The following is a 15,543-nucleotide window of genomic DNA, read 5'->3' on the forward strand; positions in this document are numbered from 1 at the left end:
TTTAAACAGGGATTGCTATCATGAAACCTTTATTAACTATTGTCTTACTATTATTTATACCGCTATCTACCTTTGCCAACCCAATGAAGCAGGTTGCACAAGTAAATCCTATTCCTATGTTTATGCCTTATTTAGTCAAAAAGGCTGAGCTATTAAAGTTAACAGCTGAGCAAGTAGCAGCATTTGCGAAATGGCGTGCTGACAATATGGCACCTGCGGTTGAGGCTGCCAATATAATCACTAGCGGACAACGCGCTATTACACTAGCAACATTAAATGGTGATAGCGCAGCAAAAGTGCAGCAGTTACTGACGGATGTTGCCAATGCGCGCGCCGATTTAGCTGCGCGAACATTGCGATGTCATGAGTATACGCAATCTGTTCTTAATGAAAGCCAGTGGCAACAGTTAGTTGATCTCTATAAGGCTGATATTAATAATTAACCTCAGTTTCACATAAGCCATGCGTTTCTAGCAGTTATTTTTACTGACTTCTACGTTATTTTAAAGTGAAATAGCCAGCTATTCCTACTTGAAAAAGCCTTGAATTCAGAAAAAATATCAAGCTAGAAATCAAAAAAGATAGGTAGCCTATTGATTTGATTAGGTTTGCGCGATTTCTTATGCAAACCTGAGGTTAGCTAATTGATTTATAGTACTTATCTGCTAATAATGGAGTTAATTTCTGATATGATCGCTAAGATTAATTTGAGGTGACTATGCGCAGTTTATTAAGTGTTGTTTTAATAAGTGTTTTATCGACAACGCCTGTTTTGGCAAAAGAAGTTGTCGTTGAAATTTATAAGAAAGAGTTTATTCCAGCAGAGATCACTATAGAGCAAGGTGATACTGTGATCTGGAAGAATATAGAAAAGCGTCAATATCATAATGTCTGGTTTAAGCAACTTGATAAAGAAGAGCCGGAATATTTCTTTCCTGATGAAACGTATCAACGTTCATTTAATGACTTAGGTGAGTTTCCTTATGAATGTGGACCGCACCCTAAAATGACAGGTAAAGTGACTGTCGTTAAATCTCAAAATTAGCACTTTTCATTTGTATACACTCAGGCTTTTCTCGCCTGAGTTTTACATTCTGCTCTTGTTAAACCTGTCTATTATCCTTAAAAAATGTAATGAAATATCCGCTTAAATCGCGGTAAATCCCCTTATAAACAGCAGGGTTAAGCGTTTTTTTAGTTAAAATTAAATTGTTTTTACTTGATGTAGCGCAAAGATTTTATTTTTTACGCAACAAATTTTTACATTTGTGTAGAAACTTGATTTCAGTCAAGTAGTGCCCCCCAGTAAGCGAGCTATTATTTGTTTGCTTTTTAATACTTATTGCATGAATTATTTCATTAAGGAAAAACACCATGTCAGAGAGCTTTACTAAAGGCATGGCAAGGAATATATATTACGGGGGAGCAGTGTTCTTCTTCATGATATTCCTAGCTTTGACTTTTCATACCACAAAAGAGATGCCCAAAAGGGATAATCGACACAACATTACCGAAGCTGTAGAGCGAGGCAAAGAGCTTTGGGAAGTGAACAACTGTGTTGGTTGTCATTCATTAATTGGTGAAGGTGCATACTTTGCGCCAGAGCTAGCCAACGTGTATGACCGCCGTGGCGGTGAAGCAGGTTTTAAAGCCTACTTCTCAGGTTGGATGAAAGCTCAACCATTAAACATTCCTGGTCGTCGTCAAATGCCTAACTTTAACTTAACTGATCAAGAAATTGATGATCTGGCTGAGTTCTTAAAGTGGACATCAGAGCTTGATGACAATAATTGGCCACCAAACATAGAGGGTTAATGGCGTGACTACCGTGAATACATTAAAATATCAATCGCAAGCCGTAGCAAAGCCTTATTTTGTTTTTGCTCTAGCCTTGTTTGTCGGCCAAATTCTATTTGGTTTATTAATGGGTCTTCAATACGTTGTAGGTGACATTGTTGGTGGTTTAATTCCATTTAACGTTGCTCGTATGATTCATACCAACTTACTTATTGTTTGGTTACTATTTGGTTTTATGGGTGCTGCATACTATTTTGTACCTGAAGAAGCTGAAACTGAACTTTATAGTCCTAAATTAGCTATCGCCTTATTCTGGATTTTCGCTGCGGCAGGTGTAGCAACTATTTTAGGTTACTTATTAGTTCCTTACTCAACTCTTGCTCACTACACCATGAATGAGTTGTGGCCAACCATGGGACGTGAGTTCCTTGAACAACCAACTATCACTAAATTAGGTATCGTGGTTGTTGCTTTAGGTTTCCTATTCAACTTAGGTATGACTATCTTAAAAGGTCGTAAAACTGCCATTAACATGGTAATGATGACTGGTTTAATTGGTTTAGCGGTATTCTTCTTATTCGCTTTCTATAACCCAACTAACTTAGCATTAGATAAGTTCTTCTGGTGGTTCGTTGTTCACTTATGGGTAGAAGGTGTTTGGGAATTAATCATGGGTGCTATCTTAGCTTATGTATTAATTAAAATTACCGGTGTTGACCGTGAAGTTATCGAAAAATGGTTATACGTAATCATCGCGATGGCCTTAATTACAGGTATCTTAGGTACTGGTCACCACTTCTACTGGTTAATGACACCTGAGTACTGGCAGTGGGTTGGTTCTATCTTCTCTGCATTAGAGCCGTTACCTTTCTTCGCTATGGTACTTTATGCATTTAACATGGTTAACCGTCGTCGTCGTGAACACCCTAACAAAGCTGCTACATTATGGGCATTAGGTACTGCGGTAATGGCATTCTTAGGTGCTGGTGTATGGGGCTTCTTACACACATTATCATTTGTTAACTACTATACTCACGGTTCGCAAATTACCGCAGCTCACGGTCACATGGCATTCTACGGTGCTTATGCGATGATTGTTATGACAATTATCTCTTACGCTATGCCTAAGATTCGTGGCATCGGTGAAGCAATGCCAAACCGTGCACAAGTTGTTGAAATGTGGGGCTTCTGGTTAATGACAGTATCTATGGTATTTATTACCTTGTTCTTAACTGGCGCTGGTATCTTACAAGTATGGTTACAACGTTTACCTGAGTCTGGCGAAGCATTAAGCTTTATGGCAACTCAAGATAAACTAGCTATCTTCTACTGGTTACGTGAAATTGCAGGTGTATTCTTCCTTATCGGTTTAATCGCTTACTTAGCAAGCTTCTTCGTAACAGATAAGAACGAAGCAACCGCTTAATATCACAGTTTATTGTTGATAAATTAAAAACCGCAGCCTTTTAGGTTGCGGTTTTTTTTGTGTTACGCTTTGTCAAACAAGTAATTGTCTATAATGAAATAAAGCTTATTTTTTGAGTGTTTGTCTGTGTTGATTAAATTGCCATTAAACAGAGGTTATTTATGGTGTTAAAGGTTTCACATAAAGTGGCCATTGGCTTTAGTGTTATTTTACTGCTGCTGTTATTTTCAAGTATCAGTTCGATCGGTATTTTAACTGATATTGAGGCGGCAACAGCGAAAGTTGATAATTATGCCCTGCCGATACAAAAGCATGGCAATGCTGTGCAAAAACAAATATTAAAACAGGCAAAGTCCGCGGCACTAATACCTACCTTGCCGAATGAGCAGGCGATTGAGCAATTGCAGGTAAACTTCCAAGCTCAAGATGTCATCTTGCAAGAAAATTTGTTAGCTATATCTAAGTTGCTTAGTGCTTTTCCTAATATCAAAAACCTTGATGAATTTACTCAAGCTTATAACGCTTATAGCCAAGCGGTTGCGGCAATGTTTGCGTTTCGTAAACAAGAACTTGCTAAAACAAGCTTGCTCCATGAAACACAAGATAGTTTATATATCACCTTAGATGAAGCGAGTGCTATTTTAGGTGATTTATCCTTTTTAGAGGACAGTGAAAATCAAAGGCAAATTGATACCATTGTCGGTTCGGCTAATCAAATAGAAGGTTATTTATACAACCTTATTGATGCCAGCAAAACCATTTTGGCTATTGATAATATTGCTGAGGTAGAGGCTTCACAACAAACAATGGCGATTGGTATTGAAAATATTGAGCAATTGCAAGCCCACTTAGTTCGATTGGGGGAAGATTATGATACCCAAGGATTAATTGAAATGTTTGTTGAAGAATTTGCTCGTACTAAAGCAGCCCTTACCTTAGATAATAATTTGTTCGAAATTAAAATATCTCAGCTGGAACAAAAGCAAGGTTTGCTTTTATCTGCCCAAGATGCAGAGCGAGAGATAAATATTGCCATTACCACTATCGATACTTTTTTACAGGCAGTTGATGACAACCTAATGGCTTTACAGCTAGATACTTTGGCGAATGTTGAACAGGGTAATTTGGAAACCATTGTAGTTTTTATTATTCTTTTTATATTAGGTGTGGTTATTGCCTTTATTACAATTCGAGCAATGACGGCATCGCTTAGTGAGATTAATGTCGCCTTAGCCCAGATTGCCAAGGGTGATTTGTCGCAACAGTTAACGGTTAAGTCAGAAGATGAATACGGGCAAGTGGCTAAAAATGTTAACTTAGTTGTTGCAGACTTGTGCCGTTTGATTGGTAATATTCGACAGAATAGTCACTTAATGTTGCAAGCTGCCGGGCAATCAAGTGAGCAAATATCGCAAGTGAGTGATTCGTTAGTTCAACAAGAGCACACCATTGAACAAACCAATGTGCAAACAGATGAGCTCGCCGAAAGTGCCGATCAAATACAACAACAAGCTAAAGGTGCTGAAGAGCAAATGACGGGTGCTTTAGTTCATAGTCAAAAATTAGAGTTAACCACCAACAAGGCTAGCCAAGGTATGCAAAGGCTAACTCAGGTGTTAGACAATACCACCAGCACTATGACATCGTTAGAGCAAGAAGCTAATAATATCACCAGTATTTTAGATACCATTGGCAGTATCTCTGAACAAACAAACTTGCTGGCACTTAATGCAGCCATTGAGGCGGCAAGAGCAGGTGAAGTTGGCCGAGGCTTTGCCGTGGTTGCAGATGAAGTTCGATTATTAGCAAGTAGAACGCAACAATCAGCCGGAGAAATTCAGCAAATGATTGAGTCTCTGCAAAGGCAAACGAAACAAGCGGTACAGGATATACAGTCGGGTAGATCAGAAGCGGTTAATTGCCAACAAGATACTGAGCAGCTATTAGAAATACAGCAATTAATTAGTGATGCAATTAATCAAATTCATAGTGTTAGTCGCGATATATCAAGCGCGGCTTATCATCAAAGTGATTTAACCAAAAATATTAATGATAATGTTGAAGCTGTTGTTGACCTTAGTCGTCAAAGCAGTGAAAAATCTGTAACTACGCAGTCATATAGCCAGCAAGTCGCGGAATTAGCTGAGCAACTGGAAAAAGCGATAGGTGCATTTAAAGTGCCTAATGGCTGATAATCGTTAAGCTCAGTTGAACGTATTTTTCTTTCGTTTGAGCGCATAGTACTTTGAAGTCACTATTTTTCTCGTTACCCTCAAGTTTGCATAAGACATAGCGCTAAATTCAAGCACATCAATAAGCTATGGCGATTGGTGATTTTTAGCCCTAAATAGCAAGAGGAAATCAAGAGATGAAATTGGCGAAGGCATTGTTACTGGTTGTTTTGACGCTTAGCTTTACTGCTAAAGCTAACAATGAGCGAAGTATTGAAGTTGATAAACAGTACACGACTAAGCACACCACTAAAATTAATGGTAAAAAGGTAAAGTATACCGCAACCACAGGTACACAACCGGTTTGGGATAAAGAAGGCAAGGCGACAGCAAGCCTATTTTATACTTATTACCAGCGTAGCGATATTGATGATAACGCTAAACGTCCGCTAATGATTTCATTTAATGGTGGCCCAGGCTCAGCATCCGTTTGGATGCATATTGCTTATACTGGCCCTAAAGTGCTTAATGTTGATAGTGAAGGTTATCCACTACAGCCTTATGGTGTTAAAACCAATCCCTATTCTATTTTAGATGTTGCCGATATTGTCTTTGTTAATCCAGTAAATACTGGCTATTCAAGAGTGCTACCTGATAAAGATGGCAAGATGCCAAGCAAAGAAAAGCAAAAGGAAATGTTCTTTGGCGTTAATGCTGATGTTAAATATTTAGCTGAATGGATTTCTACCTTTGTTACTCGTAACAACCGCTGGCGTTCTCCTAAATACCTTATCGGTGAAAGTTATGGTACTACGCGAGTTTCAGGGTTAGCGCTAGAGCTACAAAAAAGACAGTGGATGTATATCAATGGCGTGATTTTAGTCTCACCAACAGATATAGGTATTAAACGTGAAGGCCCTGTTAAAGCGGCAAATCGTTTACCCTATTTTGCCGCAGCTGCTTGGTATCACCAAGCTTTATCTGATGATTTGCAACAACTAAGTCTTGACGATTTACTTTCACAAGTAGAGTCGTTCACTGTTAATGAATACCTACCTGCTCTTGCAAAAGGAGGTTTTATTAGTGCAGAAGAAAAGCAGGTGATATCAGAAACTGTCGCTAAATATTCAGGGCTTTCGGTAGAAGCGGTATTGAATAATAACCTTGATATTAATAACAGCTTCTTCTGGAAAGAGCTTCTTAGGGATCGTAAAAAAACTATCGGCCGCTTAGATTCACGCTATTTAGGCATAGATAAAAAGGTGGCAGGCGCTCGTCCTGATTATAATGCTGAGTTAACCTCATGGCTGCATAGTTTTACACCGGCAATCAACTATTACCTACGTGAAGAGTTGGGTTATAAGACAGATCTGAAGTACAACATGTTTGGTAATGTTCATCCGTGGGATCGTAGTAAAAACAAAACCGGCGAAAACTTACGCTTAGCTATGGCGCAAAACCCTTACTTAAAGGTTATGCTGCAATCTGGCTATTTTGACGGTGCGACTAATTATTTTGATGCCAAATATACTATGTGGCAGTTAGATCCAAGCGGTCAAATGCAAGAGCGCTTATCCTTTAAAGGCTATGAAAGCGGCCATATGATGTATTTACGTCGTGAAGATTTAAAGCAATCAAATCAAGATATTCGTGAATTTATCAAGCAGAGTCTGCCTAGCGAAGAACAAGCAGCTAAGTATTAGTGTCACCGAACTTTATTTAAACAAGTCACTAGGTAAAGCTGGCTTGTTTTAGCGGCGCTTATTTATCTGAGCTAACGGTTGGATAATGCCGCGCTGCTTAAAATATATCTTTACTAATAAATTTCCTGTATAATGCGCGCCCATTTATAGCCCTAGTTGTTTAAATTTTGATAACAACACGAAAAGCGAGCAAAGCCTGTGTTAGATAAATTACGTAATATTGCCATCATCGCCCACGTTGACCATGGTAAAACCACCTTAGTTGATAAATTACTTGATCAGTCAGGTACTTTAGATGCGCGTGCCGATCACGATGAACGTGTGATGGATTCAAATGATATCGAGAAAGAGCGCGGTATTACTATCTTAGCTAAAAATACTGCGATTAACTGGGGTGATTACCGCGTTAATATCGTAGATACTCCGGGTCACGCTGACTTTGGTGGTGAAGTTGAACGTGTTATGTCAATGGTTGACTCAGTATTGTTAATTGTTGATGCCCAAGAAGGCCCTATGCCACAAACGCGTTTTGTGACGCAAAAGGCATTTGCTCAAGGCTTAAAACCAATTGTTGTTATTAATAAAATTGATAAGCCAGGCTCTCGTCCAGATTGGGTTATGGATCAAATCTTCGACCTTTTCGATAATTTAGGTGCAACTGATGAACAGCTAGACTTTAAAGTCGTTTACGCTTCTGCATTAAACGGTTGGGCTTCACATGATGAAGGTGAAGTTGGTACCGATATGACGCCATTATTTGAAACCATTATTGATCAAGTACCAGCACCAGATGCTGACATTGATGGCCCATTCCAGATGCAAATTTCGCAACTTGATTACAGCTCTTACTTAGGCGTAATCGGTGTTGGTCGTGTTACTCGTGGTAGCGTTAAGCCAAATCAGCAAGTCACGATTAATTGCGCAAACGGTAATATTCACAACGGTAAAGTGGGTAAAGTATTTGGTTACTTAGGTTTAGAGCGCCATGAAACCGAAGAAGCAAAAGCAGGTGATATCATTGCTATCACAGGTCTTGGTGAGTTAAAAATTTCAGATACCATTTGTTGTCCATCTGAAGTTGAAGGTTTACCGGCGCTTTCTGTTGATGAACCAACGGTTACTATGACCTTCCAAGTTAATACTTCACCATTTTGTGGTAAAGAAGGTAAGTATGTAACGTCACGTAATATTAAAGATCGTTTAGAAAAAGAGTTAGTACACAACGTAGCTTTACGTGTTGAACAGCTTGATGATCCTGATAAGTTCAAAGTATCAGGTCGTGGTGAGCTTCACTTAGGTATTCTAATTGAGAATATGCGCCGTGAAGGTTATGAGCTTGCGGTATCTCGTCCGGAAGTAATCGTGCGTGAAATCGACGGTGAAATGCAAGAGCCATATGAAACAGTAACCATTGATGTTGAAGAGCAGCACCAAGGTTCAATCATGGAAGCTATGGGTAACCGTAAAGCTGAGTTAACCGATATGGCGCCAGACGGTACTGGTCGTATTCGTATGGACTTTATCATGCCAAGTCGTGGTTTAATTGGTTTCCAAACTGAATTTATGACGTTAACTTCTGGTAGTGGTTTGATTTACCATACTTTCTTTGAGTATGGTCCATTTAAAGGTGGTGATATTGGTCAACGCCAAAATGGTGTAATGATTGCTAATGCCACAGGTAAAGCACTAACTAACGCTTTATTTAACTTACAATCTCGTGGTCGTATGATGATAGGCCACGGTGTAGAGATCTACGAAGGTCAAGTTATTGGTATTCACAGTCGCGACAACGATTTAACGGTAAATGCGTTAAAAGGTAAGCAATTAACTAACGTTCGTTCATCAGGTGCTGATGAAGCGCAAATTTTAACGCCACCAATTTTAATGTCGTTAGAGCAAGCGTTGGAATTTATCGATAACGATGAGCTGGTGGAAGTAACACCAGAGAGCATTCGTATTCGTAAGAAGTTCTTAAAAGAAAGTGACCGTAAGCGTGAAAGCAGAGCGCCCAAGTCATAAACACTTTGCGGTGAGTTGATTAGATGAAAGGGCTGAAGTAACAATCAGCCCTTTTTTTGTCTTTAACCTATTCAAAGGGGAATAATAGCGACAAATTTGAATCAATATTTGTAAGACATATCTGCAATTTTTAGCAGATATTTTTACTGTGTTGCAATTTATTTAACCTCTTGGTCAAGTAACTGATTGTTTTTTCATCTGATTGCAAAATAAACCAATCATTAGTTAATATTCTGTTACTTTTATCGCTTAAATAATTTCAGCAGGAGTGCATTTTTTAACCTATCCTTTGAGTGTTAGTTAGCTAGTTATTAGCTTTTCCAATTTAGCTAATGCCCTTGCATTAGATTCTACACAAAAGGATTTGCATTATGTCTCCTGCACAATTAAAGAAGCTACAAGAGTTAAGTCAAATTTTTAGCCAAGGTAAAGCGAATCCTAAACAGATTCAGCAGTTGTCAGCGTTGCTTGCACAAATTAATCAATATGAAAACAATGATGTTGCACACGACAACGCAGAAGTGGCGTTTATTCCTGCACCACGTTTTGGTTAGTGATAATAGCTAGCCATTTGCTAGCTATTATTTATTGCAGGGGCGAGTTATTCTTATAAGTCGCTGCATCTATAATTGCCCATAGATGAAAAATAGCCGCAATAATACCAGGCACAACTAAATACCAAAGGGCATAGCCACCTACGCAAACAATGGCAAAAATAATTGCCGGTAAAATCCTCTTTTATATCGAATTAATGTTAACTAGCAATTGAGTTAGCTAGTAAATGAATTGTTGATATCTTAAACTAAGCAGATGACTTAGCACATCAAATAATTGTTAAAAACTATGAGTTTTAAAGTGGAGTTAATAAATTTTCAAGGTTCGCTGGCATTTTGGCGAAAGCATAAGCGGTTTTTCCCTTACTTACTTAAACGGCTTAATCAAGAGCAGCTGCCCGTGGTTGCAGGATATTTATCTTATGTCTGTTTGATGTCCTTAGTGCCACTATTGGTTGTCATGTTATCTGTTATGACAGCTTTCCCGCTTTTTGCTGAATTGCAAAAAACCGTAGAAGAATTTGTTTATCAAAATTTTGTCCCAGCTGCAGGCGATGTAGTTCAGCAGTACTTAACAGGATTTGTCAGTAACGCATCAAAAATGTCAGCTATTGCCATCATCTTTCTTTTTGTTGTTGCTATTTTATTGATATCCGCGATAGATAAAACCTTAAATAGAATATGGCGAGTAACGGAAAAGCGTCGCACTATTACGTCACTGGCAATGTATTGGATGGTGTTAACCCTTGGCCCTGTATTTGTTGGTGCAAGTATTGCCTTAACCTCTTATATCGTTTCTTTAGTATCGCTTGGTGATTACGATTTATTAGGAATCACCAATATTTTTGTTCGTTCTATGCCGCTATTAGCGTCTATTTTTGCCTTTGTTATTTTATATATGGCGGTACCTAATAAAGTGGTGCCTTTTAAGTATGCGCTATCGGGCGCAATTTTTTCCGCTATTTTATTTGAAGTGGCAAAAAAGGTTTTCGCACTTTATTTAACGGCATTTCCCTCTTATCAGGCTATTTACGGCGCATTAGCAACGATTCCTATCCTCTTTCTGTGGATATATCTTTCTTGGTTAATTGTGCTAGGTGGTGCGATGATTACGGTGTCTTTACAAGAATATAATGACGTTGAGCCTGCAACTGAAGAAAAAGAGAGTTAAAAATAATGATTGCACTTATCCAAAGAGTCACTCGCGCAAGTGTTACCGTTGATGAACAAATCATCGGTGCGATAGATAATGGCTTGTTAGTGTTACTTGCTGTTGAGCCTGAAGATACCGAAGCGAAAGCAAAACGCTTAGCTGAACGAGTTGCCGGTTATCGAGTTTTTAATGATGAAAATGGCAAAATGAATTTAAACGTCAAGCAAGCTGGTGGTGATATTTTAGTGGTGTCGCAATTTACTTTAGCTGCTGATACTAATAGCGGCATGAGACCAAGCTTTACTACTGCCGCCAAACCTGAATTTAGTAATCAACTTTACCAATTCTTTACTAAACAGCTTAGAGAAATGGGCTTTACCGTGCCAACAGGAGAGTTTTCTGCTGATATGAAAGTTGAGTTAGTTAACGATGGTCCGGTTACCTTTCACTTAGCTATTTAACCCCGATAAAATACTGATTATTTTTTAGCTAATTAAACTATCACTTTTGAATTAGTGGTGTTATAATCTCGCGCCCGCTGAAATTGGATTGATGCTTTTATGGTTGAAATCTAATCTTTGTGGGAGTCTTAAAAGGCAGTGACGGGTCGAATTTTTGGCCTTGAATTTAAATTTATCTTTTTGTTTTACTGTAAAAATTACAGGTAAAAAAGATAACAGCGGAGCAAAATCAATGATCCAAATGCAATCACAGCTTAATGTTGCTGATAACAGTGGCGCTAAGCGTGTTCAATGTATAAAGGTTCTTGGTGGCTCGCACCGTCGCTATGCACGCATAGGCGACATCATCAAAGTTGCAGTGAAGGAAGCAAGTCCTCGCGGTAAAGTTAAAAAAGGTGATGTTGTTACTGCGGTAGTGGTGCGCACTAAGAAAGGTGTTCGTCGTACAGATGGTTCTGCCATCCGTTTTGACGAAAACGCGGCTGTTGTGCTTAATGCAAACTTACAGCCAATTGGTACTCGTATTTTCGGGCCAGTGACACGTGAATTAAGAACTGAAAAGTTCATGAAGATCGTATCTCTAGCACCAGAAGTACTATAAGGAGTCACGATAATGGCATCTAAGATTCGTCGTGATGATGAAGTAATCGTACTTGCAGGTAAAGACAAGGGCAAAACTGGTAAAGTTACCAAAGTGCTTGTTGAAGAAAGCAAGGTATACGTAGAAGGCGTTAACTTAATCAAGAAACACACTAAGCCTGTACCTCAGTTACAGCAGCCTGGTGGCATTGTTGAGAAAGAAGCACCTTTGCATGTTTCTAACGTAGCTATCCTTAACCCTAAAACGGGTAAGGCTGACCGCGTTGGTTTTAGATTTGAAGACGGCAAAAAAGTACGTTTTTTCAAGTCTGATAACGAATTAGTTTAATAATTGGAGTAAACGATGGCGAAACTGCATGATTTTTACAAAGATACAGTTGTAGCAGAACTTTCTAATAAGTTCGGTTATAAAAGTGTCATGCAAGTCCCTCGGATTGAAAAGATCACCCTTAACATGGGTGTTGGTGAAGCGATTGCTGATAAGAAAGTATTAGAGCACGCCACAAATGATCTTACTGCAATCTCAGGTCAAAAGCCGATCACGACAGTAGCACGCAAATCAGTTGCGGGCTTCAAAATTCGTGAAGGCTACCCTATTGGTACAAAAGTAACTCTACGCGGTGAGCGTATGTGGGAATTCTTAGAGCGTTTAATCTCTATTTCAATTCCTCGTATCCGTGACTTCCGTGGCTTAAACCCTAAGTCATTCGATGGTCGTGGTAACTACAGCATGGGCGTTAAAGAGCAAATCATCTTCCCTGAAATCGATTACGATAAAATCGATAAAATTCGCGGATTAGATATCACTATTACTACTAGCGCGAAAAACAACGAAGAAGGACATGCGTTATTGTCTGCCTTCAATTTCCCGTTTAAGAAGAAGGTGTAGAGTTATGGCTAAAGCGTCAATGAAAGCTCGTGAAGCAAAACGTACTAAACTAGTAGCTCAGTACGCTGAAAAGCGTCGTGCGTTAAAAGAAATCATCTCAAGCGTAAACTCTTCTGAAGAAGAGCGTTGGGATGCAGTATTGAAACTTCAAAGTTTACCTCGTGATTCATCAAGTAGCCGTCAACGTAATCGTTGTAATGTTACTGGTCGTCCACATGGTTACTTACGTAAGTTCGGTTTAAGCCGAATCAAGTTGCGTGAAGCAACTATGCGTGGTGAAGTTCCAGGTCTTAAGAAAGCTAGTTGGTAATTCACGGGAGTAAATGGTTATGATGACTGATCCTATCGCGGACATGTTTACACGCATCCGTAACGGTCAATCTGCAGCAAAAGTTGCAGTAACAATGCCATCTTCTAAGTTAAAAGTTGCAATTGCCAACTTACTTAAAGAAGAAGGTTACATTACTGATTTCGCAGTAGCAGGCGATGTAAAGCCTGAGCTTACTGTTGAATTGAAGTATTTTAATGGTAAAGAAGTAATTGAAACGATCAAGCGTGTTTCACGTCCTGGTCTTCGCGTATACAAAAGCTGTGAAGAACTGCCAAAAGTTCTTGCTGGCATGGGTATTGCGATTGTTTCAACTTCAAAAGGTTTGATGACAGATCGCGCTGCTCGTAATGCGGGTATTGGCGGTGAAATCATCGGTTTCGTAGAGTAAGGAGCAAAACTATGTCTCGTGTTGCAAAAGCACCTGTCGCTGTTCCTGCTGGCGTTACCGTAACGTTATCAGGTCAAGACATCACAGTTAAAGGTCCAGTAGGCGAACTTTCTCAAACTATTCACGGTTTAGTTAAGGTTTCTCAAGAAGAAAACGAACTAAAAACTGTTGTAGCTGAAGAAAGCAAAGAAGCTTGGGCTCAAGCCGGTACTGCACGCGCTTTAATCAACAACATGGTTGAAGGTGTAAGTAAAGGTTTTGTAAAAACATTAATTTTAAACGGTGTTGGTTACCGTGCAAAAGCTGCTGGTAAGTCATTAGATTTATCTTTAGGTTTTTCACACCCAATCAGCCATGCAATTCCTGAAGGAATTACCGTTGAAACTCCTAGCCAAACTGAAGTTGTACTAAAAGGTGCAGACAAGCAGTTAGTTGGTCAAACCGCTGCGAACATTCGCGCATACCGTAAGCCTGAGCCTTATAAAGGTAAAGGTATTCGTTATAGCGATGAGTACGTTCGTCGTAAAGAAGCTAAGAAGAAGTAGGGTAATACTATGGATAAGAAAACATCTCGTTTGCGCCGCGCTAAACGCGCTCGTGCAAAAATCAGCGAGTTGGGTGCGAATCGTTTAGTTGTATTCCGTACTCCTCGTCACATTTACGCTCAATTAATCGCGCCTACTGGTTCTGAAGTAATTGCTTCAGCATCTACTGTAGACAAAGAAGTGCGTGGTTCAATTGAAAAAACCGGTAATGTTGCCGCTGCTGCTGCAGTAGGTAAAGCAATTGCTGAACGTGCAAAAGCAAAAGGCGTTGAGTCTGTTGCATTTGACCGCTCAGGTTTCCGTTACCACGGTCGCGTTAAAGCATTAGCAGAAGCAGCTCGCGAAGCTGGTCTTCAGTTCTAGGGGTTTGATAATGGCTAATCATAATCAAGAAAACTCACAACAAAGTGATATGGCTGAAAAGCTAATCGCCGTTAACCGTGTTTCAAAAGTGGTTAAAGGTGGTCGTATTTTCAGTTTCACCGCATTAACAGTAGTTGGTGACGGTAATGGTCGTGTTGGTTTTGGTTACGGTAAAGCACGTGAAGTGCCTGCTGCAATCCAAAAAGCAATGGAAAAAGCACGTCGTAACATAGTAACAGTTGACTTGAAGGGTACTACTCTTCAGCACCCTATCAAGGGTCGTCACTCTGGTTCTAAAGTTTACATGCAACCAGCTTCTGAAGGTACAGGTATCATCGCCGGTGGCGCGATGCGTGCAGTACTTGAAGTTGCAGGCGTTCAGAACGTATTGTCAAAAGCATACGGTTCTACTAACCCAATCAACGTAGTTCGCGCTACTGTTTCTGCTTTAGCGAACATGCATTCGCCTGAAGGCATGGCAGCTAAACGTGGCAAAAGCGTTGAAGACATTTTGGGGTAATTGCTCATGGCTAAAACAGTTAAAGTAACTCAAGTAAAAAGCTCTATTGGTCGTTTACCAAAGCACAGAGCTACATTAAAAGGCCTTGGTTTACGTCGTATCAACCATACAGTTGAGTTAGAAGATACTCCTTCTGTACGTGGTATGATCAACAAGGTTTACTACATGGTTAAGGTGGAGGATTAATAATGCATTTAAATACTTTATCCCCTGCACCAGGCGCTAAGAAAGCTAAGAAACGCTGCGGTCGTGGTATCGGTTCTGGCATTGGTAAAACAGGTGGTCGTGGTCACAAAGGTCAGAAGTCTCGTTCTGGCGGTAGTGTACGTCCAGGTTTTGAAGGTGGTCAAATGCCTTTAAAACAACGTTTACCTAAGTTTGGTTTCACTTCACGTAAGTCTTTAGTTCGCGCTGAAGTACGTTTACATGAATTAAACCTTATTGAAGGCGATGTTGTAGATATCCACGCACTTAAAGACGCTGGTTTAATCAGCCGTAACATTGAAACAGCAAAAATCATGCTGTCTGGCGAAATTACTCGCAAGATCACTGTTCGCGGTTTAGGCGTAACTAAAGGTGCACGTGCAGCTATTGAAGCTGCCGGTGGCAAAATCGAGGAATAA

The 15,543-nt window shown here is 39.6% G+C and carries 20 protein-coding genes; all 20 read left to right on the top strand.

The annotated features are described in order from the left end of the window. Positions 1-20 precede the first annotated feature (20 nt). The 20 genes from EMK97_RS13860 (at position 21) to rplO (ending at position 15,543) form a co-directional block, all read left to right on the top strand. Positions 21-443, top strand: coding sequence for a hypothetical protein (locus EMK97_RS13860; protein WP_130603148.1), 423 nt, complete (start codon positions 21-23; stop codon positions 441-443). A gap of 275 nt (positions 444-718) precedes the next feature. Continuing rightward, positions 719-1,045, top strand: coding sequence for a cupredoxin domain-containing protein (locus EMK97_RS13865; RefSeq protein ID WP_130603150.1), 327 nt, complete (start codon positions 719-721; stop codon positions 1,043-1,045). A gap of 329 nt (positions 1,046-1,374) precedes the next feature. Next, positions 1,375-1,815 (top strand): c-type cytochrome, encoded by a 441-nt coding sequence (locus EMK97_RS13870; protein ID WP_130603152.1) that lies wholly within the window; start codon positions 1,375-1,377, stop codon positions 1,813-1,815. A gap of 13 nt (positions 1,816-1,828) precedes the next feature. Beyond that, entirely contained in the window at positions 1,829-3,223 is a 1,395-nt protein-coding gene (locus EMK97_RS13875; protein ID WP_130603154.1) for a cbb3-type cytochrome c oxidase subunit I, read from the top strand. A gap of 161 nt (positions 3,224-3,384) precedes the next feature. Beyond that, a complete protein-coding gene (locus tag EMK97_RS13880; RefSeq protein ID WP_130603156.1) occupies positions 3,385-5,415 on the top strand; it encodes a methyl-accepting chemotaxis protein in 2,031 nt (676 codons plus the stop codon). Between the two features lie 176 nt (positions 5,416-5,591). After that, complete coding sequence (locus EMK97_RS13885) at positions 5,592-7,097, top strand: S10 family peptidase (RefSeq protein WP_130603158.1); 1,506 nt, start codon at positions 5,592-5,594, stop codon at positions 7,095-7,097. Positions 7,098-7,295: 198 nt separating this feature from the next. After that, complete coding sequence (gene typA, locus EMK97_RS13890) at positions 7,296-9,116, top strand: translational GTPase TypA (protein WP_130603160.1); 1,821 nt, start codon at positions 7,296-7,298, stop codon at positions 9,114-9,116. Positions 9,117-9,487: 371 nt separating this feature from the next. After that, on the top strand, positions 9,488-9,670 hold the full coding sequence (locus EMK97_RS13895) for a hypothetical protein (RefSeq protein ID WP_130603162.1): 183 nt from the start codon (positions 9,488-9,490) through the stop codon (positions 9,668-9,670). A 289-nt stretch (positions 9,671-9,959) separates the two neighbouring features. Beyond that, positions 9,960-10,841 carry a virulence factor BrkB family protein gene (locus EMK97_RS13900; RefSeq protein WP_130603164.1) on the top strand — a complete coding sequence of 294 codons (882 nt, stop codon included), beginning with the start codon at positions 9,960-9,962 and terminating at the stop codon, positions 10,839-10,841. 5 nt (positions 10,842-10,846) lie between these two features. Continuing rightward, a complete protein-coding gene (dtd, locus tag EMK97_RS13905; RefSeq protein ID WP_130603166.1) occupies positions 10,847-11,284 on the top strand; it encodes a D-aminoacyl-tRNA deacylase in 438 nt (145 codons plus the stop codon). Positions 11,285-11,516: 232 nt separating this feature from the next. Continuing rightward, positions 11,517-11,885, top strand: coding sequence for a 50S ribosomal protein L14 (gene rplN, locus EMK97_RS13910; protein WP_130603168.1), 369 nt, complete (start codon positions 11,517-11,519; stop codon positions 11,883-11,885). Between the two features lie 12 nt (positions 11,886-11,897). Beyond that, positions 11,898-12,212, top strand: coding sequence for a 50S ribosomal protein L24 (gene rplX / locus EMK97_RS13915; protein ID WP_130603170.1), 315 nt, complete (start codon positions 11,898-11,900; stop codon positions 12,210-12,212). A 15-nt stretch (positions 12,213-12,227) separates the two neighbouring features. Continuing rightward, positions 12,228-12,773 carry a 50S ribosomal protein L5 gene (gene rplE, locus EMK97_RS13920; RefSeq protein ID WP_130603172.1) on the top strand — a complete coding sequence of 182 codons (546 nt, stop codon included), beginning with the start codon at positions 12,228-12,230 and terminating at the stop codon, positions 12,771-12,773. Between the two features lie 4 nt (positions 12,774-12,777). Beyond that, the gene (gene rpsN / locus EMK97_RS13925) at positions 12,778-13,083 is read left to right on the top strand and encodes a 30S ribosomal protein S14 (protein WP_130603174.1); all 306 of its coding nucleotides are present in this window, start codon (positions 12,778-12,780) and stop codon (positions 13,081-13,083) included. Positions 13,084-13,102: 19 nt separating this feature from the next. Continuing rightward, positions 13,103-13,492, top strand: a complete 390-nt coding sequence (rpsH, locus tag EMK97_RS13930) for a 30S ribosomal protein S8 (protein WP_425462174.1) — start codon at positions 13,103-13,105, stop codon at positions 13,490-13,492. 11 nt (positions 13,493-13,503) lie between these two features. Beyond that, positions 13,504-14,037, top strand: a complete 534-nt coding sequence (gene rplF, locus EMK97_RS13935; protein WP_130603178.1) for a 50S ribosomal protein L6 — start codon at positions 13,504-13,506, stop codon at positions 14,035-14,037. Between the two features lie 9 nt (positions 14,038-14,046). Further along, the gene (rplR, locus tag EMK97_RS13940) at positions 14,047-14,400 is read left to right on the top strand and encodes a 50S ribosomal protein L18 (protein WP_130603180.1); all 354 of its coding nucleotides are present in this window, start codon (positions 14,047-14,049) and stop codon (positions 14,398-14,400) included. 10 nt (positions 14,401-14,410) lie between these two features. Beyond that, complete coding sequence (gene rpsE / locus EMK97_RS13945; protein ID WP_130603182.1) at positions 14,411-14,920, top strand: 30S ribosomal protein S5; 510 nt, start codon at positions 14,411-14,413, stop codon at positions 14,918-14,920. 6 nt (positions 14,921-14,926) lie between these two features. After that, positions 14,927-15,106, top strand: a complete 180-nt coding sequence (gene rpmD / locus EMK97_RS13950) for a 50S ribosomal protein L30 (RefSeq protein ID WP_130603184.1) — start codon at positions 14,927-14,929, stop codon at positions 15,104-15,106. A 2-nt stretch (positions 15,107-15,108) separates the two neighbouring features. Beyond that, positions 15,109-15,543, top strand: coding sequence for a 50S ribosomal protein L15 (rplO, locus tag EMK97_RS13955; RefSeq protein WP_130603186.1), 435 nt, complete (start codon positions 15,109-15,111; stop codon positions 15,541-15,543).

Source organism: Litorilituus sediminis, assembly GCF_004295665.1.
GTDB classification, from domain to species: domain Bacteria; phylum Pseudomonadota; class Gammaproteobacteria; order Enterobacterales; family Alteromonadaceae; genus Colwellia; species Colwellia sediminis.

Excerpts from the sequence above, each read along its gene's own strand:
- rpmD (WP_130603184.1), top strand. The coding sequence starts at position 14,927 with ATGGCTAAAACAGTTAAAGTAACTCAAGTAAAAAGCTCTATTGGTCGT.
- EMK97_RS13880 (WP_130603156.1), top strand. The coding sequence starts at position 3,385 with ATGGTGTTAAAGGTTTCACATAAAGTGGCCATTGGCTTTAGTGTTATT.
- rplX (WP_130603170.1), top strand. The coding sequence starts at position 11,898 with ATGGCATCTAAGATTCGTCGTGATGATGAAGTAATCGTACTTGCAGGT.
- rplR (WP_130603180.1), top strand. The coding sequence starts at position 14,047 with ATGGATAAGAAAACATCTCGTTTGCGCCGCGCTAAACGCGCTCGTGCA.
- rplF (WP_130603178.1), top strand. The coding sequence starts at position 13,504 with ATGTCTCGTGTTGCAAAAGCACCTGTCGCTGTTCCTGCTGGCGTTACC.
- EMK97_RS13860 (WP_130603148.1), top strand. The coding sequence starts at position 21 with ATGAAACCTTTATTAACTATTGTCTTACTATTATTTATACCGCTATCT.
- EMK97_RS13885 (WP_130603158.1), top strand. The coding sequence starts at position 5,592 with ATGAAATTGGCGAAGGCATTGTTACTGGTTGTTTTGACGCTTAGCTTT.
- dtd (WP_130603166.1), top strand. The coding sequence starts at position 10,847 with ATGATTGCACTTATCCAAAGAGTCACTCGCGCAAGTGTTACCGTTGAT.
- EMK97_RS13865 (WP_130603150.1), top strand. The coding sequence starts at position 719 with ATGCGCAGTTTATTAAGTGTTGTTTTAATAAGTGTTTTATCGACAACG.
- rplO (WP_130603186.1), top strand. The coding sequence starts at position 15,109 with ATGCATTTAAATACTTTATCCCCTGCACCAGGCGCTAAGAAAGCTAAG.
- rpsE (WP_130603182.1), top strand. The coding sequence starts at position 14,411 with ATGGCTAATCATAATCAAGAAAACTCACAACAAAGTGATATGGCTGAA.
- EMK97_RS13900 (WP_130603164.1), top strand. The coding sequence starts at position 9,960 with ATGAGTTTTAAAGTGGAGTTAATAAATTTTCAAGGTTCGCTGGCATTT.
- rpsN (WP_130603174.1), top strand. The coding sequence starts at position 12,778 with ATGGCTAAAGCGTCAATGAAAGCTCGTGAAGCAAAACGTACTAAACTA.
- EMK97_RS13895 (WP_130603162.1), top strand. The coding sequence starts at position 9,488 with ATGTCTCCTGCACAATTAAAGAAGCTACAAGAGTTAAGTCAAATTTTT.
- rplN (WP_130603168.1), top strand. The coding sequence starts at position 11,517 with ATGATCCAAATGCAATCACAGCTTAATGTTGCTGATAACAGTGGCGCT.
- rpsH (WP_425462174.1), top strand. The coding sequence starts at position 13,103 with ATGATGACTGATCCTATCGCGGACATGTTTACACGCATCCGTAACGGT.
- rplE (WP_130603172.1), top strand. The coding sequence starts at position 12,228 with ATGGCGAAACTGCATGATTTTTACAAAGATACAGTTGTAGCAGAACTT.
- EMK97_RS13870 (WP_130603152.1), top strand. The coding sequence starts at position 1,375 with ATGTCAGAGAGCTTTACTAAAGGCATGGCAAGGAATATATATTACGGG.